This is a genomic window from Gordonia sp. NPDC003429, from assembly GCF_053588575.1.
In genome coordinates this window covers 1-19750 of the sequence record NZ_JBSFQF010000023.1, presented here as the reverse complement: position 1 = coordinate 19750, position 19750 = coordinate 1, and the positions used below count along the sequence as shown (strand labels likewise).

Below are 19750 nucleotides of genomic sequence, written 5' to 3'. Positions count from 1 at the left end.
CGGTCCCTGTCATGATCTGCCCAGGGTACGGTGACCGCGTGCGATTTCCGGCGCGGTTTCGACGGAGAGCGCCGGCGGTGATCGCGGCCGCGTGCGCCGGGTCGATGATGCTCCTCGCCGGCTGCGGCGCCGACCGGGCGACGCCCGCGCCGGTGTCCTCGGCGGTCCCCGCCGACCTGGTGTTGCGACCGGGCCAGTTGCCGCCTGGATTCACACCCGCACAGTTCTCGGTGAGTGATCTCGCGTCGGCCGACCGCGCCCGCATCGACGCGACGCGCGCCGACCCGGTGACGCCGCCCCAGTGCCGTCCGACCGCCGACGCCGACCTGAACCCGCAGCTCAATGCCGCCAACTCCGCGGTGCTGGCCGCCAACCGATCCGACACCGGGTTGGTGGCCCTGGTCACCACCGCGCGTCGCGACATCGACGCCGATGTGCGCGAACGCACCGGCGACTGCGCGCAGACCGAGACGACGATCTCGTCGGGTGGACTGTCGGGCGCGGTGGTGACCACCTCCACCACCACGCTGCCCGACCCGGCCGGATTCCGGATGGGCAGCACCCACGACGGCGACGTCGAGCAGACCCTGGTGCTGCGGTCGGTGGTGACCACCCGGCTCCCCGACGCCACCGTGCGCACGCAGATCGGGTACTCCGGGTACGCGCTGGTGCGTCGGACCGCCGACGATGTGGTCACCGTCTCGCTGACGGTCAACGGCGCGGCGAGCGACGCCGCGAACCCGCCGCAGCCCGCGCCCGAGCCGATGTCGGCGCACGGATTCGGGGAACTGTTCGCGACGGCGATGCGCAACGCCGTCGACTGAGATGTGAATCCCATCACACACCTGCGCTCGGAGGTCGCCGATCCCGTGCGGTGCGGTTGCATCCGGGCGCGCGTCTCGTCTCGGGTGCAGTGGGTTGGGCGCGGCACAAAAACGCAGTACGCGCGTACTTTTTGGCGGCAACTCGGCAAGTCTTCACATGTCAAGATTCGCAAAATTTGCAAATCTGCGCAGAATACTGGCGGGTATTCACACTCCAAACCCGATTGGACCTGCATGTTTGCCGTGTGGCACTCTTGATGTAGGCACTACCGAGATGTGTCGGAGAGTTCGCAAAGTCCGCGCCGGAGAGTATGGCGCGGGTCACACTTGCGTACCCGCGATGCGCTCAGGATGTCTGTCAGCACCCCGGATCGCACCTGGCCGTGCGACTCAACCGGGCCGAGTAGGACAACGAAAGCGAAGTGGCTAATGAGCAACGTCGGAAAGCCCCGCACCGCCGCGGAAATCCAGCAGGACTGGGACACCAACCCGCGCTGGAAGGGCATCACCCGCGAGTACACGGCCGAGCAGGTCGCCGAACTGCAGGGCAATGTCGTCGAAGAGCACACCCTTGCCCGCCGCGGCGCCGAGATCCTGTGGGACGGCGTCAACAGCGACAACTACATCAACGCCCTGGGTGCGCTGACCGGTAACCAGGCCGTGCAGCAGGTGCGCGCGGGCCTCAAGGCCATCTATCTGTCGGGTTGGCAGGTCGCCGGTGACGCGAACCTCTCCGGCCACACCTACCCCGACCAGTCGCTGTACCCGGCCAACTCGGTGCCGAGCGTGGTGCAGCGCATCAACAACGCGATGATGCGCGCCGACGAGATCGCCCGCGTCGAGGGTGACAAGTCGGTGGACAACTGGGTGGTGCCGATCGTGGCCGACGGTGAGGCCGGCTTCGGTGGCGCGCTCAACGTCTACGAGCTGCAGAAGGCCATGATCAAGGCCGGCGCCGCCGGTACCCACTGGGAGGATCAGCTCGCGTCGGAGAAGAAGTGCGGCCACCTCGGTGGCAAGGTGCTCATCCCCACCCAGCAGCACATCCGCACCCTGACCTCGGCTCGCCTCGCGGCCGACGTCGCCAACACCCCGACCGTCGTCATCGCCCGTACCGATGCCGAGGCCGCCACCCTGATCACCTCGGATGTCGACGAGCGCGACAAGCCGTTCGTGACCGGTGAGCGCACCACCGAGGGCTTCTACAACGTGCAGAAGGGCATCGAGCCCTGCATCGCGCGTGCCAAGGCCTACGCCCCGTACGCCGACCTCATCTGGATGGAGACCGGCAAGCCCGACCTGGAGCTGGCCCGCCAGTTCGCCGAGGCCGTCAAGAGCGAGTTCCCCGACCAGCTGCTGGCCTACAACTGCTCGCCGTCGTTCAACTGGAAGCAGCACCTCGACGACGCGACCATCGCGAAGTTCCAGAACGAGCTCGGCGCGATGGGCTTCAAGTTCCAGTTCATCACGCTGGCCGGCTTCCACGCGCTCAACTACTCGATGTTCGATCTCGCCTACGGCTACGCCCGTGAGCAGATGACCGCCTACGTCGACCTGCAGGAGCGCGAGTTCGCCGCCGAGGAGCGCGGTTACACCGCCACCAAGCACCAGCGTGAGGTCGGCGCCGGCTACTTCGACCGGATCGCCACCACCGTGGATCCCAACACCTCGACCGCAGCCCTCAAGGGCTCGACCGAGGAAGGCCAGTTCCACTAGGAACCAGGCTCGACCGCCTCTCCGGGCATCAGGCGAACAAGACAGGCGGCTCGCGACTTCCGTTGCGGGCCGCCTGTTGGCATGTCAGGGCTTTGCCCGTACCCGGTGAGTTACCCATGTGCTTACGAAATCAGTTGTCGCGTCTCGTTTTTGGAGGAGGGCGTTGTGGTCGACTCGGCCATCTCCCGCGTCGGGGTGATCGGTGCCGGCCAGATGGGCGCGGGCATCGCGGAGATCTGCGCCCGCGCGCACGCCGACGTGCTGGTCTACGAGCACACCCGTGAACTGCTCGCGGCGGGCCGCACCCGCATCCTCGCCTCGATCGACCACGCGGTCTCCTCGGGTGCGCTCACCGAGCGCGAACGCGAGCAGGTGTCCTGGCGACTGCGGTTCACCACCGACCTCGGCGATCTCGCGGACCGGGATCTGGTGTGCGAGGCCATTGTCGAGGACGAGCCGTGCAAGACCCGGATGTTTGCCGAACTCGACAAGGTGGTCACCGACCCGGCGGCGGTGCTCGCGTCCAACACGTCGTCGATCCCGATCACCCGGCTGGGCATGGCGACGCAGAACCCCGCGCGCGTGATCGGCATGCACTTCTTCCATCCCGTTGCGGTGCTGCCACTCGTCGAGGTGGTCACCACGCCCATCACCGCCGACGCCGTTCGCGAACGCGCGCACACCTTTGCCCAAGACGTGCTGGGCAAGCAGGTGATCGGCTCGGCGGACCGCTCGGGATTCATCGTCAACGCCCTGTTGGTGCCCTACCTGCTCTCGGCAATTCGTATGGTGGAGAGCGGTTTTGCGTCGGTGGAGGACATCGACAAGGGGATGGTGCTCGGCTGCGCGCACCCGATGGGGCCGCTGCGGCTGGCCGACCTCGTCGGACTGGACACCGTGAAGGCCATTGCCGACACCATGTATCAGGAGTTTCGCGAACCGCTCTACGCGCCGCCCCCGTTGCTGGTTCGCCTGGTGGAGGCGGGCCGAATCGGGAAGAAGAGCGGCAGGGGCTTCTACGGCTGGGACGACGAGCGTTCGCCGGTGCGGTGACCTGCGGCGACGCCGCCGCGGTTCCGGAGAGTGTGCTCCTGCTAACAGGATGCTTGCAATTGCTAGCAACAATGTGGATACTGGGTACTGGGACCACAACGACTGCGGCAAGCAAGGTCGCATCCCGATTCCACGACGACGTCAGAGTGAATCAATTCCGTTGTGCAGCAAATCTTCTGGCGTCCATGAACTATGAGGAGTTCAGCATGACCACAGCAGATCGCAACCTTCCCACGCCGTTCTACGCCGTCGTCGGCGCCGGTGACCTCGCCGTCAAGCAGGTCAGCGACGCGGTGGTGGGGCTGCGCGAGCGTACCGAGGCGGCCAGCGAGACCGCACAGGCTCGGTTCGAAGAGACCAAGACCCGCCTCGAGGAGACCCGGGGCAAGCTCAACGCACTTCCCGACGAACTGCCCGGCACCATCGAGTCCACCATCGACGACCTGCGCGCCAGGTTCTCGCCCGAGGAGATTCGTAAGATCGCCGACGGCTACGTCGAGCTGGCCGGTTCGATCTACACCTCGCTGGCCGAGCGTGGCGAAGAGGCCGTGGGCCGCCTGTGGCAGCAGCCGCTGGTGCAGGAGGGCCTGACCCGGGCGGAGAAGACCTACAACGAGGCCGTCGACCTCACCGAGGACACCCTGGGTGTGGTGTCGCATCAGACCCGCGCCGTGGGTGAGCAGGCCGCGAAGTTCGCCGGCATCGTGAGCACCCGGGTCGGCGAGGCGGGCGACAAGCTCGACGAGGCCGCCGACAAGTTCAACGACGCCGTCGACGATGCCGCCCTCGAAGCGGGCGAGAAGCTCGACGACGCGGCCGCCAAGGTGTCGGAGGCGGGTGCCACCGCCAAGGCCCGTAGCGCCACCGCGGCAGCCAAGATCGACGGCGCCGCAGGCACTGTCGAGGGCAAGGCACGGACCGCCAACGCTTCGCCGGCGAAGAAGATCGCCGCGAAGAAGACGACGACTCCGGCCAAGAAGACCACGACCGCCAAGAAGACGACTCCGGCGAAGAAGACCACCAGCTAGTCCCTGGTCGACCAGTCCGAGAACGGCCCCGCGTATGCGGGGCCGTTTTCGTTGTCGGCCGTGTCGCTTCAGCGCTCGGCGCGCTCGACTGATGGGCGTGGGGGCGAGTCGATGGTCAGTACCGCGAGCACGCCGTCGTCGGTGCGGTAGGTGTGTGGGGTGTCGCTGAGCCATTGCAGCGACTCGCCCGGGCCGGCGGCGCGTTCGCTGCCCTCGGGGCCCGCGTGCAGGTGACCGCGGATCACCCGCACATGTTCGACAACCCCGGGCCCATGTGGGGGAGAGCGACGCAGCCCACCGGGTAGCACGCGCAGCCAGAAGACCTCGGTGGTGGCACCGTCGTCGTGGTGTTCGACGTGGATCAGCCGCGCGGTCAGGAACGAGCCGCCGCCCTCGGTGCCCGACTCCTCACCGAGCAGCGCGGTCAACGGGACCCCGAGTGGCCCGGCCACGGCGTACAGCGTGTCGAGCGTCGGATTACGTTGTCCCGCTTCGAGTTCGGACAATGAACCCTTACCGACACCGGCCGCCCTGGCCAGCGCCGACAGGCTCATCCCGCGTGCGGAGCGAAGCGCCGCGATACGTGCGCCCACCTCGCGGCGCCGGTCGTCGCGGACATCGTGCTGCCTCACCGTACGACGTTCTCCCCTCATCCATCGTTCTGTTTACGGAACGATGTGCGTTAGGCTGTGTCGATGCCCATCACAGCACAACAGGATGTCGTCGAACCCGCCATCGCGGGTGTCGTCACCGCCCTGGTCGGCTTCACCTCGTCGTTCGTGGTGGTGGTCGCCGGTTTGCGTGCGGTGGGTGCCGACCCGCGGCAGGCCGCCTCGGGTCTGCTCGTCCTCACGGTGACCTTCGCGATCGGCATCATCGTGCTGTGTGTGCGTTTCCGGATGCCGATCACCCTGGCCTGGTCGACGCCCGGTGCGGCGCTGCTCGTGGCCGCCGGGAGTTCGTATCACGCCGGATGGCCCGCCGCGGTGGGCGCCTTCCTCGTGGTGGGAATCCTGATCCTCGCCACCGGACTGATCCCGGCTCTCGGCGATCTGATCGGACGTATCCCGACACCGATCGCGCAGGCCATGCTGGCCGGGGTGCTGCTCACACTGTGTCTCGCGCCGATGAAATCGCTGGCCGCACAACCGCTGCTGACCATCCCGATACTGCTGGTGTGGCTGATCGCGATGCGCTGGCTCACGCGGTGGGCGCTGCCGCTGGCGTTGCTCACGGCACTGGCGGTGATCGGCATCTACCTCGGCGTGCACGGTGTGGCCGGATGGGGTCACTCCACCTGGTGGCCCACGCTGTCGTGGACCACGCCCGCCGTCGACCCCGCCGCCCTGGTCGGTATCGCCCTGCCGCTGTACATCGTGACGATGGCGTCGCAGAACGTGCCCGGCGTCGCGGTTCTGAAATCCTTCGGCTACCAGACTCCGTGGCGTGCGTCGATGCTGGTGACCGGGACCGGCACCGTCATCGGTGCACCGTTCGGCGGTCACGCGATCAATCTGGCCGCGCTCTCGGCGGCGTTGGCCGCAGGCGAGGAGGCCGGACCCGATCCGAGTCGCCGATGGATCGCCGGCGTTTCTGCCGGGGTGAGTTACCTCGTGCTGGCGGCCTCGTCGGGGGCACTGGTCACGATCACCGCGGTCGCGCCCGCCGGCCTGCTCGAGGCGGTGGCCGGTCTGGCGCTGTTGTCCACATTCGCCAACGCGGTGGTGGGGGCGCTGCAGCACGACGAATACCGCATACCGTCGGCGCTCAGCTTCGTCACCGCGGCCGCCGGGGTCAGCTTCTTCGGGATCAGCGGCGCGTTCTGGGCGCTCGTCGTCGGACTCGGTGCGCACGCGGTGTTGCGTGTGGCGCGGTGAGGGCAGACGCGGATCACTCCGGCAGCAGGCGACTGAGCAATGCGCTCTGCGCACGCAGCTCAGCCGCCCTGTCCGCGGCCTGCGCGGCATCGAGAGTTGCTGCGGCGCTGTCACGTTCGCTGATCTCGGCACGCAGCACGGCCGCCACATCCGCGTCGCTGAGTTCGCGACGGGGCACCTCGGCCGCACCCGGTCCGAGGGCGGTGTTCTCGATGGCCCCGGCCGCCGGTGCCGCGATGCCCGACGATTCGGCGTTGTCGATGGCCGCGAGCGCCGAACGCAGCGCCGACACGGCGACCCGATCGCGGGATCTCATCGCCGTGCGGAGTTCGGCCCGAAGCCGGGCACGCACCGCCCCGGCGGCGCCGGATTCCCCTGCGCCGGATTCCCCTGCGCCGGATTCCCCTGCGCCGGATTCCCCTGTACCGGTTTCCTCAGTCATCGAGGCCCGCAACCCGCGACTCGGGTTCGGGCTCCGGCAGCACGGGCGGGTGGACCAGGAACTCGTCCCGCGATCCGTTGGCCGCGCCGATGCCGACGACCGCACTCCACACCAGCATTGTCAGGTAGTCGATGAGGTCGTCGACGGGCATGGCGGTGTCCGACATCCACCAGTCCACCGCCCGCTGGATTCCGCCGACCAGTGTGTGCGACCACACCTCGGCCCCCGACACGTCGCCCGAGCGCTCGGTCATGCGCACCACGATGGCGGCGGTGAGCAACTGGGCGACGAGGCGTTCGGATTCCACCGATCCCACCGACGACGTCGGTGAGGTGGCCAAGGCGAAGCGGTAGAGCTGTGGGTCGTCGGCGACGGCGCGCACATAGACGCCGATCACCGTTCTGGTGAGCGTGTACTCGTCGGTGTCGTCGGTGATGGCCTCGGTGAGCCGGGGCAGCAGCACGGACTCGAAGAACCGTGCGGTGACGGCGTTACCGAGGTCGGCCTTGTCGGAGAAGTAGCGGTAGAGCACCGTCTTCGACACCCCGATGTGGTTGGCGATCTCGTCCATCCCGGTGTCGGCGCCGAGCTCGCGGACCGCCGCAATCGTGCCGTCCGTCAGCTCGGTCCGCCGGGCCTGTTTGTGCTTCTCCCAGCGCTGCCGACGCCCGTCGGGCTTGCCTGCGCCGTTCGAGTCGCCCCCGTCGGTGACGGCTGTGAGCAGCGCCTGCTCGAGTCCGCGGGTTACGGTCGCGGCAGTCGCGAGTGCGCTGCGGGCAGCCGACGCGGGGCTGGGACGATTGGCGATCACTTCGTCAGCGTAGTGCCCGGCGAGGGGTAAAACTGATGGAGTGTCGACTGTCATTCCGGACGTATCCGGCCAGCAGGAACCGGTGGCACGATCGGTGATCGCCACCTCGCCCGGATTCGCCGGTGCGGGCGGCGGTGCCGACGAGAAGCGACGACGCGATCTGCGTCGGATGAAGGTCGTCGCCACCGGGTTTCTTGTGCTCGCCGCGATCGTCTATCTGTTCACGCGCTACCTGGAGCACCGCGACGGCACCGATGTGGCCGCCTGGGTGGGTTACGTCCGTGCCGCGTCCGAGGCCGGCATGGTGGGTGCCCTCGCCGACTGGTTCGCCGTCACCGCCCTGTTCCGCCATCCGCTCGGCCTGCCGATCCCGCACACCGCGCTGATCCGGAAGAAGAAGGACGAGATCGGCGATCAGCTCGGCGATTTCATCGAAGAGAACTTCATGACACCCGCGGTGGTGGTGCAGCGCGCCGAGCAACTCGACCTGCCGCGCCGGGTGTCGACGTGGCTGGCCGACCCGGCCAACGCGCCACGCGTCTCCGACGAGGCAGCCCGCGCGATCACGCTGACGTCGGAGATGCTGCGCGACGAGGACATCGAACAGTTCATTCAGGCGATCCTCAGATGGGCGGCCGAACCCGAATGGGCGCCCCCGATCGGTCGCATCCTGGAGCAGCTCATCGATGAGGACCGCCTCGACCCGGTGTTCCAACTGCTATGCGACCGCGCCTACGACTGGGCTCAGGGCAGTCAGGACCTGATCGAACGGGTGGTGGACCGCGACGTCGGACCGTCGTGGAAACCCAAGTTCGTGAGCAACCTGGTGGGCGACAAGATCTACCGCGAACTCGTCGACTTCACCTGGAAGGTCAAGACCGACCCCGACCACGAGATGCGCCGCTCGATGCACCAGTTCGTCGAGCAGTTCGCCCACGACCTGCAGCACGATCCGGAGATGATCGCGCGTTTCGAGGGCATCAAACACGATCTGGTGGGCAGCGACGAGGTGGCCGATGCCGCGTCGACGGCGTGGCAGACCGGCAAGGCGGTCATCGAGCAGATGCTCGAGGACCCCAACAGCACCCTGCGGAACACGCTGTCGGATGCGGTGGTGCGCCTCGCCGTGCGGATCCGCGACGACCGGCCGCTGCAGGAGAAGATGAACGGCTGGGTGGCCCGGGTGGCCCATCACGTCGCCGCGAACTACTCGCGGGAGATCATCTCGGTCATCACCGAGACGGTGCGTGGCTGGGACGCCGACGACACGAGCCGCAAGATCGAACTCCAGGTTGGTCGTGACCTGCAGTTCATCCGGATCAACGGCACCGTCGTGGGATCGCTCGCCGGCCTCGCGATCTACACGGTGTCGGTGCTGATCTTCAGCTGACCCGCTCGACCTCGAAACGCCTCGGCCTCGCCCTGCTTGCACGAGCTAGCACCCGGGGCGGATACTTGGGACCGAACCGACTTTCGGGAGTGAGATGTCTACCGACGGCAACGACGAGCAGCTGCGCGACGACGCCGGATCATCCGATGGTCCGACCAGCACGGTCGAGTCGGTGGCGAGCGCAGCACAGGATGCGGTGGCCACCGCCGCCTCCGACATCGGGTCGTTCATCCGGTCGCAGCGGGTGGCCGCCGAGGTGTCCCTGCGTCAGCTCGCCGAACGGGCCGGGGTGAGCAACCCCTATCTCAGCCAGATCGAGCGCGGCCTGCGCAAACCGTCGGCCGACGTGCTGGCCCAGATCGCCAAGGGCCTCCGCGTCTCGGCCGAGGTGCTGTACGTCCGCGCGGGCATCCTGGAAGAACGTCCGGCGAGTCCGGTGCGCGACGCGCTTCTCGTCGACACGTCGATCAGCGAGCGGCAGAAGCAGATGCTGCTCGAGATCTACGAGTCGTTCCAGCGGGAGAACACCGCACTGCAGAACGCGGAAGAACAGAACGCCGGGCACCTCGTCGAGGAGTGATCGCCGATCATCAACGGCCTCCGCCGCGTGTCTGTCGCGGTGTTGGATGTGCGTGCGGGCATTCTGGAGGTGCGTCCGGCGAACTGGTCGCCGAACACATCGGCCATCCAGTCGAGGAGTGAGCATCCATGACCGAGAATCCGCTGTCGACCGCTTTCGCGCAGGTGTCTGCGCTGCTGGCAGATGTCCGCGACAGGAGTGAGGCGGCGGGCGAGCAGGCGCAAGCCCGGCTCGCGGAGACCGCCGAGACCGCCCAGACCAAGCTCGTCGAGACGGCGTCGACCGCCCAGGCGAGGATCGGCGAAACCACCGGCACCGCGCAGGCCAAGATCGACGACGCGTTGTCGCTCGCGCTCGCCACATTCGAGGACGCGAAGGAGAAGCTGTCGTCGTTGCCGGTGGAACTGCCCGCCGAGATCGACGAGTTGAAGGCCAAGTTCTCGCCCGAGGAACTGCGCAAGGTGGCCGAGGCCTACCTGGCCGTGGCGGCCGCGCTCCTCACGTCTCTGGCCGAACGGGGCGAGGACGCGATCGAACGCATCAAGGCGCAGCCACTCATCGGCGAGAACCTGCCCAGGCTGGAGAAGGTGTACTCCGACGCCGTCAACCTGGCTCCGGCCGGGCTGCTGCCGGGGTCGAGCGGCACCGAGGTGCCGGCCGAGAAGCCCGCGCCCGCGAAGAAGACCGCACCCGCGAAGAAGACCACTGCGGCCAAGAAGTCGACACCGGCGAAGACAACCACTGCGGCGAAGACAACCACTGCAGCGAAGAAGAGCACTCCCGCGAAGAAGACCACTGCGGCGAAGAAGACCACTGCGGCGAAGAAGTCGACTCCCGCGAAAAAGTCCACCGCAGCCAAGAAGACGACTCCGGCGAAGACGACCACCGCAGCCAAGAAGACCACTCCCGCGAAGACGACCACTGCGGCGAAAAAGACCACCGCAGCCAAGAAGACCACTGCGGCGAAGAAGACCACTGCGGCGAAGAAGACCACCGCAGCCAAGAAGAGCACTCCCGCGAAGAAGGCCACCGGCTGACCACGATTACACGCGACCACGCGCCGACATCCGCCCCGCTAGAGTGGTCGCGTGAGCTTCTTCGCCATCATGGACTATTCGCGCAGCCTGATCCTCCTCGTGCTGACCGTGGTCGCCGGGCTGGCCTCTGCACTCGCGCTGGTTCACGCCGCGGTGCAGCGGTCCGACGCATTCCCGGCCGTCGATCGCCAGTCGAAGGTCATCTGGGTGTCGATTCTCGCCGCGGCAACCCTGTTCATCTGGGTCTTCGGTGCCGTCAACTTCCTCGGCCTGGCCGGAATCGTCGCGATGCTCGTCTACCTGGTGGACGTGCGACCCCGGGTGGACGCGATCCAGGGCAAGCACTGGTTCAGCAAGCGGGCGTGACGTCGCACCATCCCACCCCCGGAGCGGTGCACAGAGCACCGGGCCGGCCCGCATAGACTGACCACCGTGGCTGAGTATCGGATCAACGACCTGGCAGAGGCGTCCGGCGTCAGCGTTCGCAACATCCGGGTCTACCAGGACCGCGGGCTCCTGCCGCCGCCGGTCATCCGCGGCCGCACCGGCTGGTACTCCGCCGAACACCTCGTGCGGCTCAATCTCATCTCCCGCATGCTCGAACGTGGCTACACGTTCGCCACGATCAGCGAACTGCTGCACGCCGCCCACTACGGCATGAAGGTGGAGAGCGTGCTGCGCGCCGAACCGAAGGGCGGTCGTTTCCGCAACTTCCGCCGCGCCGCGACCATCACCATCACCGAACTGCGCAAGTCGCTCAACGCCAGCGACCGCTCGATCGCGCTCAGCCAGAAACTCGGCCTCCTCGTCAAGGACGGCGCCCACTACGCGATCAAGAATCCCGAGGTACTCGAAGGTGCCGAGGTGCTCGTGAAGAGCGGAATCGACATCGACGTCCTCCTCGACCGCTTCGTGCGCGTACAGGCTGACCTCGAAGACGCCGCGAAGAGTTTCGTCTCGATCATCACCGACAAGTACTTCGACGAGAACCTGCCCGACCTGGGCGAGGCCAACATCAGCAAGATGGCCGAACTCATCGGGACCGTCCGCCCGATGGCACACGACATCGTCGAGACCACCTTCCGCAAGGCTCTCGACGACGAGATCTCCAAGGCGATCGGCGAGGCGTCGACCTACTTCGATGCCGCCGCCGACGAGCCCCCCACCGCCGACGAGCCCGTGCCGAGCGAGCCCGTGCCGAGCGAGCCCGCGACCGGCCATGCCACGGACGGCGGCCTCGACAATAACGTGACAACGAGTAGTGTTACATCACATCGCGTGGGCGCCGACGGTTCGGCGCCCACCGCGGCCGCGGAGTCGGCGGCCGACAACTCCTGAGCACTCCGCCGTCGACGGGGTGCTCCCGTCTGCGAGGGGATGTGACAGCGCGTGAACCGGAAAGCCTGGCTGATCGGTGCCGGAGTGGCTGCGGGTGTCGCCGCGGTCGCCGTGGGCATGGGTACCAACGCCGCCGGGATGGTGCGCGACGCGTTACGCGGTGAACCCGCCGTCGACGACGGCCCGGACGCCCTGCTCGCCGACCCCGTGGCCCCATGCGCCCGGCCTGCGGTGTCGACGTCCGACGGAACCCGGCTCAACGTCGAGGTGTACGGCCCCGACCCCACCGCCGCCGACACCGGCGACGTGATCGTCGCGGTCCACGGCTGGGCCTGCAACACCCACTACTGGAATCCGCAGATCAACCATCTCGCCGACAGCCACACCTTTGTGGCCTACGACCAGCGCGGTCACGGTGCCAGTGAACTAGGCCGCCGGCGCCCCACCATCGCCATGCTCGGCCAAGACCTCGATGCCGTGCTCGCCGCCGTGGTGCCGCCCGGTCGCCGCGCCGTCCTGATCGGTCACAGCATGGGCGGGATGACGGTCATGTCCTGGGCGGCGCAGTACCCGGAGAAGGTGTCCACCATGGTCTCGCAGGTGGTGCTCGCCTCCACCGCGGCCAAGGCCGTGGTGCAGAATCACCTGCTGATCCCCGTCGACCTGCCGCGCTACAGCAGGCCGTTCGCGCCCGCGGTGAGTCGAATATTCACCTCTGCGCCGGTCCCGTTGCCGCACAACCACTACAGCCCCCTGCTGGCGCATTACATCGCGCTGGGATCGCACGCCCGCGCATCGCATGTGGCCTTTGTCGACGAGATGATCTCGGCGTGCCCCGCCCGCGCCCGCGGGCGATGGGGTGCCGCCATGGGGCATCTCGACGTGACCGCGGGGCTCGACGCGCTCACGGTGCCGGTGACCCTGGTGGTGGGCACCGAAGACCGGCTGACCCCCCGCTCCCATGCCGACCAGATGGCCGATGTGCTGGCGCGGTCCGGGCATCTGCGTGAGCTGGTGGTGCTTGACGGAGTGGGGCACATGTCGACCATCGAGGCCGACCAGAGGGTCAACGCGTTGCTCGACGACCTGCTGGCCGCCGCGCCTCAACCGGTCGGCTCGATTCCTGGCGCCGGGGGCTGAACGAGCGGCAGATCCAGCCGGAACACAGCCCCGGGCGGTGGCGTCTCGAGCCAGAACAGTCTGACGATGTATTCTCGCCGCGCTACAGCGCGCAGTTGACGAGCACCGGCTCCGGTTGCAGCGTCACACCGAAGGCCTGTGCCACTCCCGACCGCACATCGCGGGCCAGGTCGAGCAGCTCGTCGGTGGTGGCGTCACCCCGATTGGTCAGTGCCAGAGTGTGTTTGGTGGACAGCCGCACCGCCGAACCGGGTCCGGGGTATCCCTTGGCATAGCCGGCACGCTCGATCAGCCACGCGGCCGAGAGCTTCAGCCCGTCGATCATCGGATAGGCGGGTACCGAGATGTCGGCGCCGACACACTCGTGGATTCGGCGCATGATTTCCGGCACCGACTCGGAGTCGATGATCGGATTGGTGAAAAACGAACCCGCACTCCATGTGTCGTGGTCGTCGGCGTCGAGCACCATGCCCTTGCCGCGACGCAACTCCAGCACCAGATCCCGCAGTGTCGCGGCGTCAACCCGGGAACCCTCGGCGACGTCGAGGCGTGCGGCGAGGTCCCGGTAGCGCAGGGGCTGACCGAGGCGATCGTCGTTGAGCCAGAACGAGACCGCCACCACGACGAAGTCGTTGCGGTGCTTCAGGTTACTGGTGCGATACCCCAGACCCAGTTCACCCGGCGACACCCACCGCAGCGTGCCCGCGCGGCGGTCGAGTACCTGAACGCTGCGCAGCACATCGGCCACCTCCACACCGTAGGCGCCGACATTCTGTACCGGCGTCGCACCGGCCGCCCCGGGAATACCCGACAGGCATTCGAGGCCACCGAATCCGGCGTCCACGACGGCCGCGACGAGGTCATCCCATACGACACCGGCGTCGGCGGTGACGTGGGAGCGCCCTGATTCGCGTCCCGTCCCGAAATCCACTCGGTCGCTCTCGATCACGACAGCCGTACCGTCGAAGCCCTCGTCGGCAACCACCAGATTGGAGCCACCGCCCACGATCAGCACCGGCTCGGACTCCCGGTCGAGTGCGGTGACCTCCTCGACCACGCTCCGCGTATCCGGGCAGCGGACCAACCTGCGCGGAGGTCCGCCCAGACGCAGCGTCGTCAACTCGGCCAGCGGCGTCGCGGTGCTCGCGGGAATGTCCGTCACGGACCAACCGTAACCGAGCGCCCGACGTTGCCTCGGGAGTCTGTGCCGCCCGGGTATTCTGCGCCGCCTCGGGTAGTCTGCTCAGTCATGGCGAGCAAGCTGGAACACACGGTCACCTACCCGTTCACGGTGGCGCGGTACTGGGAGATCGTGTCCACCGAGCAGTACTGGCACGACCTGCTCGAGGCCATCAACTCCAGCCACGGCAAACTCGACTCGCTCACCATCGACGGCGACACCGTCACCGTCCAGATGCAGCAGGGGATACCGGAGAGTCATCTGCCGCCGATGGTCACCAAGGTGCGGCCCGGAGATCTCGACATCCCACGCGCCGTCGTGTTCACCCGTACCGGCGACACGATCACCGGAACGATCACGGCCTCGATCAGCGGTGTCTCGGCCAAGGTCGACGGCACGTTCACGGTGTCGGGGAACCCGGCGCACGCCGACTACACCGCGGAGGTGACGGTCGCCATACCGTTTGTCGGCGGCAAGATCGAGAAGGTGGTCATCAACGAGATCGGGGCACTCCTCGACGCCGAACGTGAGCAAACCGTCACCTGGGCTGCGGACCATCCCTGATCCGGACCATCCCTGATCCGGACCATCCCTGACTTGCGGGCGCTGACCTCGACTTTGGTCGCCCACTGAACCTGACGTAGCCTCTTCTACCATGGCACGACGGCTCAGCTATTCAGCGCGCTACAAGCATCCCGTGGAGAAGCTCTACCAGGCGCAGAGCACCCGCCAGTACTGGGACGACATGATGGCCGGATTCCAGATGATTTCCCCGCACTGTTCGGTGGAGGACTTCCGTTCCGACGAGACCGGCATGCGGGTGGTGCTCAAACAGACCATCGGACGCGACCAGCTCCCGGCCATCGCGCACACCGTGTTGATGAAGGACATGGTGATCACGCGCGAGGAGAGCTTCGGTCCGTTCGACGTCGACAACACCAAGGGCGATTACACCGCGTCGATCCCCGCCGGTCCCGGCAGCCTCAACGGCTGGCAAGAACTGTTTCCCACCGAAACCGGCTGCACCATCCGTAAGACCACCGAGGTCAAGGTGTTCATCCCGTTCATCAACGGCAAGCTCGAACAGCTCATGCTGGTGAACCTGGTGGACCTGTTCCGCGCCGAGGCCGAATACGCGGCCGACTGGATCACCAAGAACCTCTGACCCATTCCGGCCTGAATCCGTCCGGCCGCATCACCCGCGGCACCACCAACATCAACCGGCTGCGCCGGGTGGATCGCTGGATGGCCCACCACCCGGCGATCCGCTCGGCACTGCATCAGGTGTCGCGGCCGCTGATCGTCGACCTGGGCTACGGAGCCCGACCCGACACCACCGTGGAGATGGCGCACCGGCTGCGGGCGGTGGCACCCGGCCTGGAGATGGTGGGACTCGAGATCGATCCCGACCGGGTGGTCGAGGCGCGTGACGGGGTGCGGTTCGCGGTGGGCGGGTTCGAACTCGCCGGTCTGCGACCCCAACTGGTCCGCGCCTTCAACGTGCTGCGCCAGTACGACGAGTCCGAGGTGTGGCCCGCCTGGCGGCAGATGACAGACCGACTAGGCCCCGGCGGACTGATCGTCGAAGGCACCTGCGACGAGATCGGCCGGCGCTGCGCGTGGGTCCTCCTCGACGCCGACGGTCCGCTCAGCCTGACCCTGTGCTGGGCCCCGGCGCACACCGAACGCCCCTCGCAACTGGCACCGCGACTGCCCAAGGCACTCATCCACCACAACGTGCCCGGCGAACCCGTCCACGATCTTCTCGCCGCCGCCGACGACTGCTGGGACCGCGCCGCCGGGCACGCCCCCTTCGGTCCGCGGGCCCGCTGGCGCGCGGCGCTGCGGCTGCTCGCCGAGTCCGGTGTGCCGGTGCAGGTGTCCCGCAATCGAATGACAGACAGTGTGTTGACCGTTCCCTGGGCCGTGGTGGCCCCTCGCGAATAGCAACTAGGGTGTGGCCATGCGCATCGCCATGGCCCAGATCAGTTCGAGCGATGATCCCTCCGCCAACCTGAGGCTCGTCGCCGACGCGACCGCCGACGCCGCGGCGGCCGGCGCCTCACTCGTGGTGTTCCCGGAGGCCACCATGTGTCGTTTCGGGGTGCCGCTCGGACCGGTCGCCGAGTCGGTCGACGGCCCGTGGGCCGGTGAGGTGTCGGCGATCGCCGCCGCCTACGGGGTCACCGTCGTCGCGGGCATGTTCACCCCGGCCGGCGACACCGCCGACGATCGCGGACGAGTGCGTAACACGCTGGTCATCGCGTTGTCGGACGGTCGGGTGGAGTCCTACGACAAGATCCATCTCTACGACGCCTTCGGCTTCCAGGAGTCCCGCACGGTGGCGGCCGGGACGAGCCCGGTGGTGGTCGACGTCGACGGTGTCGCGGTCGGGGTCGCCACCTGTTACGACATCCGGTTCCCCTCGCTGTTCACCACGCTCGCCGACCGTGGCGCCGAGTTGATCGTGGTGCCTGCATCGTGGGGATCGGGTCCGGGAAAGGTGCATCAGTGGCAGATCCTGGCCACCGCGCGCGCCCTGGATTCCACGACGTTCGTCGCGGCGGTCGGGCAAGCCGAGCCGTCGGATCCCGCCGTGCGCGACGGCAGTGCGCCCACCGGGGTCGGCCACAGCCAAATCACAGATCCCTTCGGTACCGTGGTCGCCGCATATGGTCCAGGTCACACGGTCGGTGTGCACGACATCGATCTGTCGCTCGTCACCACCGCGCGTGAGCAGCTCGCCGTCCTGGCCAACCGGAAGACCTTCTGACTCGATCCGGGCCCATCCCCGGAGACCGCCGACACGGAGCGAGGCGACATCATGACCGACAACGAAAAGCCGGCGCCGGCATCCGGCGACGACGAGTGGACGCCGGTACCCGAAGACGGAACACAGGCCGTGCCGAGCCCCGGGGCCGACACGGGCTCCGGAACTGCGCCCGGCACCGAGCGGTTCGAGCCGTCGCCCACCGAGCCGGAACCTCGCGCCTACTCGCAGGTGCGGCGTGCCGAGACGGCGCGGTTCTCCACCGGGTCGCAGACCGCGGTGGTCGACGAGGCGCCGGCACCGCAACCCGATCCATCCGGGGAACCGGTCAAGACCGCCCCTGCGGGCGGACGACGAACCGCGAAGATCGTCGGGCTGACCGCGCTGGGGCTGGTGCTGATCCTGGTGATCGGCGCGGTGGCCTCCGAACTGATCCTGCGCAAACGCGTCACCGACTGCCTCGACCAGCAATTCAGCGCCCTCACCGGGGTCCCCACCAGCGTCTCGCTGAGCCGTACCCCGATCCTGATGCAGGGCTTCGGCGGCGGATCGATCCCGTACGTCCAGGTGGACACCGACGACGGTGCCGGCGGTACCCGCATGCACGTGCGCGCCGAGGACATCACCGCCAGCGGTGACACCACCACCGTCGGCTCACTCAACGGTGCGGGCTACATCCCGTTCTCCCGTGTGGTGGATCTGGGCGAGCAGGGGATGAGCCAGAACGGCACGGGCGGCACGGGCGGCACCAACGGAACGGGTGGCACCAACGGCACGGGCGGCACCAACGGCACGGGCGGTAACACCGACATCGTGCAGGGCGCCACCATCGAGTCGATGACCGGCAATCCCGCCGACGGCACGGTCGATGTGCAGTCGTCGTTCCAGATGGCCTTCCTGCCGATTCCCGTTTCCACCACGATCAAACCCGTCGTCACCGACGGTCACATCCACTTCGAAGTGGTCAAGGCCAGTGCCTTCATCTTCGGGATTCCGGCGAACTTCGCCCAGGAGATCGTCGACGGGGTGTCCACGTCGTTGTTCGGGCCGTTCTTCGACGAGATCGACGTCCGCAACCTCAAGGTGACCGAACAGGGCGTCGACTTCTCGATCGCGGGCAAGGACGTGAAGCTCACCTCGTCGGAAACCGGTGGCAACGCGGGCGGCTGCAAGGTTCTCTGACCGCTGCCACTGCCGCGACGCCGGTACGCTCGTTGGTGAATGTCCGATTTCGTCAGGCGGGCCCGCCGATCCGAGCGACCCGCCGCTGGAGGAGAAGATGAGCACCCTGCTCTTGATCGTGATCGTCGTTGCCCTGGTCGTCGGGGTGGTGGTGGTCAGCCAGCGACGGTCCGGCGCCTCCAACGCCCGCACCCTCGACGACGCCAAGGCCGACGCCCGTCAGGCCATCGAGCGTCTCGGTGGGCAGGTCTACATGCTGGTCGGCGACTCGCCGGCCTCCAAGCAGGCACTTGCCGACGCCGGTGAACGACTCAATGCCGCCGGGTCGCAGATCGACCAGGCCTCCACGCCCGCGCAGGCGCGGCTGGCCAAGCAGACCGCACTCGAGGGGCTGTACTACATCCGTGCGGCGCGCACCGCGATGAATCTCGATCCCGGTCCTGCGATCCCCGAACTGGACGGGCAGCGCAGCGCGGGTCAGGTCACCGAGGACCGTGTCGTCGATTTCGAGGGCCGCAAGGTGGAGGCGTCGCCGTCGCCGTCGCCGAACACCCCGAACTACTACCCGGGAGGGCGCGTGGCCGGCCGTCCGGTGCCGGCCGGCTGGTACTCCGAACCGTGGTGGAAGCCCGCGTTGATCGGCGGTGCCTGGGGTGTGGGCTCGATGCTGTTGTTCTCCACGATGTTCTCCGGCATGCACGGTGTGCCCTACGACGCGAGCTCGTTCGAAAGCGGGGCCGGTGACGGCTCCGACGGCGGCGCCCTCGACTCGGGCGATTACGGCGACCAGGGCGGCGACTACGGCGACCAGGGTGGCGGCGACTGGGGCGGCGGTGATTCCGGCGGCGACTGGGGCGGCGGCGACTTCGGTGGGGGAGACTTCGGCGGCTTCGACTTCTGACCCACCCGTCGAGCGTGCCCAGATCCCGGTCGAGCGTGCCCAGATCCCCGTTGAGCGTGCCCAGATCCCCGTTGAGCGTGCCCGGAACCCGGTCGAGCGTGCCCGGATCTCGGTTGAGCGTGCCCAGATCCCCGTTGAGCGTGCCCGGAACCCGGTCGAGCGTGCCCGGAACCCGGTTGAGCGTGCCCGGATCGGCGTTGAGCGTGTCCGGATCTCGGTTGAGCGTGCCCGGATCTCGGTTGAGCGTGCCCGGAACCCGGTTGAGCGTGCCCGGATCGGCGTTGAGCGTGCCCACGGTCGGTGGTTTCGACAAGCTCAACCAGCGGGCGACGGCTCAACTTGCGGGTGTGGGTGGTTTCGACAAGCTCAACCAGCGGGATGAGCTCATGAACCGTCCTGGATCGGATGGAGACCTGGTTTAGGCCACCTCCGCTTTGGAGGCGACGGTGTCACGGTAGCGCGTCTCGTATTCGATGGGTGG

At 67.7% G+C, this 19750-nt stretch carries 21 protein-coding genes; 17 read left to right on the top strand and 4 right to left on the bottom strand.

Annotated features, from left to right (window positions below; translation table 11 throughout):
- The first annotated feature begins 77 nt into the window (after nt 1-77).
- The 4 genes from ACWDSI_RS19055 (at nt 78) to ACWDSI_RS19040 (ending at nt 4621) form a co-directional block, all read left to right on the top strand.
- A complete protein-coding gene (locus tag ACWDSI_RS19055) occupies nt 78-824 on the top strand; it encodes a hypothetical protein (RefSeq protein WP_449757471.1) in 747 nt (248 codons plus the stop codon).
- 429 nt (nt 825-1253) lie between these two features.
- Nucleotides 1254-2540, top strand: a complete 1287-nt coding sequence (aceA, locus tag ACWDSI_RS19050; protein WP_449748069.1) for an isocitrate lyase — start codon at nt 1254-1256, stop codon at nt 2538-2540.
- A gap of 165 nt (nt 2541-2705) precedes the next feature.
- Complete coding sequence (locus ACWDSI_RS19045; RefSeq protein WP_449757470.1) at nt 2706-3593, top strand: 3-hydroxybutyryl-CoA dehydrogenase; 888 nt, start codon at nt 2706-2708, stop codon at nt 3591-3593.
- A gap of 206 nt (nt 3594-3799) precedes the next feature.
- Nucleotides 3800-4621 carry a heparin-binding hemagglutinin gene (locus ACWDSI_RS19040; RefSeq protein ID WP_449757469.1) on the top strand — a complete coding sequence of 274 codons (822 nt, stop codon included), beginning with the start codon at nt 3800-3802 and terminating at the stop codon, nt 4619-4621.
- Between the two features lie 68 nt (nt 4622-4689).
- Here ACWDSI_RS19040 and ACWDSI_RS19035 read toward each other — a convergent pair whose 3' ends face one another.
- A complete protein-coding gene (locus ACWDSI_RS19035) occupies nt 4690-5253 on the bottom strand; it encodes a helix-turn-helix domain-containing protein (protein ID WP_449757468.1) in 564 nt (187 codons plus the stop codon).
- 63 nt (nt 5254-5316) lie between these two features.
- Between ACWDSI_RS19035 and ACWDSI_RS19030 the strand changes: the two genes are divergently transcribed.
- Nucleotides 5317-6498: a benzoate/H(+) symporter BenE family transporter gene (locus tag ACWDSI_RS19030; protein WP_449748065.1), complete on the top strand. Its 1182-nt coding sequence runs from the start codon at nt 5317-5319 to the stop codon at nt 6496-6498.
- Between the two features lie 13 nt (nt 6499-6511).
- Here ACWDSI_RS19030 and ACWDSI_RS19025 read toward each other — a convergent pair whose 3' ends face one another.
- The gene (locus ACWDSI_RS19025) at nt 6512-6940 is read right to left on the bottom strand and encodes a hypothetical protein (RefSeq protein ID WP_449757467.1); all 429 of its coding nucleotides are present in this window, start codon (nt 6938-6940) and stop codon (nt 6512-6514) included.
- Nucleotides 6933-7748 carry a TetR/AcrR family transcriptional regulator gene (locus ACWDSI_RS19020; protein WP_449757481.1) on the bottom strand — a complete coding sequence of 272 codons (816 nt, stop codon included), beginning with the start codon at nt 7746-7748 and terminating at the stop codon, nt 6933-6935. The genes ACWDSI_RS19025 and ACWDSI_RS19020 overlap by 8 nt, the downstream gene beginning before the upstream one ends.
- 85 nt (nt 7749-7833) lie before the next feature.
- On the opposite strand from ACWDSI_RS19020, the gene ACWDSI_RS19015 reads away from it, so the two are divergent.
- The 6 genes from ACWDSI_RS19015 (at nt 7834) to ACWDSI_RS18990 (ending at nt 13236) form a co-directional block, all read left to right on the top strand.
- Nucleotides 7834-9141 carry a DUF445 domain-containing protein gene (locus tag ACWDSI_RS19015; RefSeq protein ID WP_449748148.1) on the top strand — a complete coding sequence of 436 codons (1308 nt, stop codon included), beginning with the start codon at nt 7834-7836 and terminating at the stop codon, nt 9139-9141.
- Between the two features lie 94 nt (nt 9142-9235).
- The gene (locus tag ACWDSI_RS19010; RefSeq protein WP_449748063.1) at nt 9236-9721 is read left to right on the top strand and encodes a helix-turn-helix domain-containing protein; all 486 of its coding nucleotides are present in this window, start codon (nt 9236-9238) and stop codon (nt 9719-9721) included.
- A gap of 128 nt (nt 9722-9849) precedes the next feature.
- On the top strand, nt 9850-10758 hold the full coding sequence (locus ACWDSI_RS19005; protein ID WP_449757466.1) for a heparin-binding hemagglutinin: 909 nt from the start codon (nt 9850-9852) through the stop codon (nt 10756-10758).
- 69 nt (nt 10759-10827) lie between these two features.
- Nucleotides 10828-11124 carry a DUF2516 family protein gene (locus ACWDSI_RS19000; protein WP_449748147.1) on the top strand — a complete coding sequence of 99 codons (297 nt, stop codon included), beginning with the start codon at nt 10828-10830 and terminating at the stop codon, nt 11122-11124.
- A gap of 66 nt (nt 11125-11190) precedes the next feature.
- Complete coding sequence (locus ACWDSI_RS18995; RefSeq protein ID WP_449757465.1) at nt 11191-12096, top strand: MerR family transcriptional regulator; 906 nt, start codon at nt 11191-11193, stop codon at nt 12094-12096.
- A gap of 51 nt (nt 12097-12147) precedes the next feature.
- Nucleotides 12148-13236 (top strand): alpha/beta fold hydrolase, encoded by a 1089-nt coding sequence (locus ACWDSI_RS18990; protein WP_449757464.1) that lies wholly within the window; start codon nt 12148-12150, stop codon nt 13234-13236.
- 82 nt (nt 13237-13318) lie between these two features.
- On the opposite strand, the gene ACWDSI_RS18985 is transcribed toward ACWDSI_RS18990, so the two are convergent.
- Nucleotides 13319-14398 carry a UDP-N-acetylmuramate dehydrogenase gene (locus ACWDSI_RS18985; RefSeq protein WP_449757463.1) on the bottom strand — a complete coding sequence of 360 codons (1080 nt, stop codon included), beginning with the start codon at nt 14396-14398 and terminating at the stop codon, nt 13319-13321.
- An 87-nt stretch (nt 14399-14485) separates the two neighbouring features.
- Here ACWDSI_RS18985 and ACWDSI_RS18980 point away from each other — a divergent pair, with 87 nt between their 5' ends.
- From ACWDSI_RS18980 to ACWDSI_RS18955, 6 genes are all read left to right on the top strand, one after another.
- Nucleotides 14486-14980: a DUF2505 domain-containing protein gene (locus ACWDSI_RS18980; protein ID WP_449757462.1), complete on the top strand. Its 495-nt coding sequence runs from the start codon at nt 14486-14488 to the stop codon at nt 14978-14980.
- Between the two features lie 91 nt (nt 14981-15071).
- The gene (locus ACWDSI_RS18975; protein ID WP_449748057.1) at nt 15072-15581 is read left to right on the top strand and encodes a DUF2505 domain-containing protein; all 510 of its coding nucleotides are present in this window, start codon (nt 15072-15074) and stop codon (nt 15579-15581) included.
- A 29-nt stretch (nt 15582-15610) separates the two neighbouring features.
- Entirely contained in the window at nt 15611-16363 is a 753-nt protein-coding gene (locus ACWDSI_RS18970) for a class I SAM-dependent methyltransferase (protein ID WP_449748146.1), read from the top strand.
- Between the two features lie 16 nt (nt 16364-16379).
- Nucleotides 16380-17189 carry a carbon-nitrogen hydrolase family protein gene (locus ACWDSI_RS18965; protein WP_449757461.1) on the top strand — a complete coding sequence of 270 codons (810 nt, stop codon included), beginning with the start codon at nt 16380-16382 and terminating at the stop codon, nt 17187-17189.
- A gap of 51 nt (nt 17190-17240) precedes the next feature.
- Nucleotides 17241-18368 (top strand): LmeA family phospholipid-binding protein, encoded by a 1128-nt coding sequence (locus ACWDSI_RS18960; RefSeq protein WP_449757460.1) that lies wholly within the window; start codon nt 17241-17243, stop codon nt 18366-18368.
- Between the two features lie 97 nt (nt 18369-18465).
- A complete protein-coding gene (locus ACWDSI_RS18955) occupies nt 18466-19269 on the top strand; it encodes a DUF1542 domain-containing protein (protein ID WP_449757459.1) in 804 nt (267 codons plus the stop codon).
- Nucleotides 19270-19750 lie beyond the last annotated feature (481 nt).

Excerpts from the sequence above, each read along its gene's own strand:
- aceA (WP_449748069.1), top strand. The coding sequence starts at position 1,254 with ATGAGCAACGTCGGAAAGCCCCGCACCGCCGCGGAAATCCAGCAGGAC.
- ACWDSI_RS19040 (WP_449757469.1), top strand. The coding sequence starts at position 3,800 with ATGACCACAGCAGATCGCAACCTTCCCACGCCGTTCTACGCCGTCGTC.
- ACWDSI_RS19030 (WP_449748065.1), top strand. The coding sequence starts at position 5,317 with ATGCCCATCACAGCACAACAGGATGTCGTCGAACCCGCCATCGCGGGT.
- ACWDSI_RS19025 (WP_449757467.1), bottom strand. The coding sequence starts at position 6,940 with ATGACTGAGGAAACCGGTACAGGGGAATCCGGCGCAGGGGAATCCGGC.
- ACWDSI_RS19010 (WP_449748063.1), top strand. The coding sequence starts at position 9,236 with ATGTCTACCGACGGCAACGACGAGCAGCTGCGCGACGACGCCGGATCA.
- ACWDSI_RS19005 (WP_449757466.1), top strand. The coding sequence starts at position 9,850 with ATGACCGAGAATCCGCTGTCGACCGCTTTCGCGCAGGTGTCTGCGCTG.
- ACWDSI_RS19000 (WP_449748147.1), top strand. The coding sequence starts at position 10,828 with ATGGACTATTCGCGCAGCCTGATCCTCCTCGTGCTGACCGTGGTCGCC.
- ACWDSI_RS18980 (WP_449757462.1), top strand. The coding sequence starts at position 14,486 with ATGGCGAGCAAGCTGGAACACACGGTCACCTACCCGTTCACGGTGGCG.
- ACWDSI_RS18975 (WP_449748057.1), top strand. The coding sequence starts at position 15,072 with ATGGCACGACGGCTCAGCTATTCAGCGCGCTACAAGCATCCCGTGGAG.
- ACWDSI_RS18965 (WP_449757461.1), top strand. The coding sequence starts at position 16,380 with ATGCGCATCGCCATGGCCCAGATCAGTTCGAGCGATGATCCCTCCGCC.
- ACWDSI_RS18960 (WP_449757460.1), top strand. The coding sequence starts at position 17,241 with ATGACCGACAACGAAAAGCCGGCGCCGGCATCCGGCGACGACGAGTGG.
- ACWDSI_RS18955 (WP_449757459.1), top strand. The coding sequence starts at position 18,466 with ATGAGCACCCTGCTCTTGATCGTGATCGTCGTTGCCCTGGTCGTCGGG.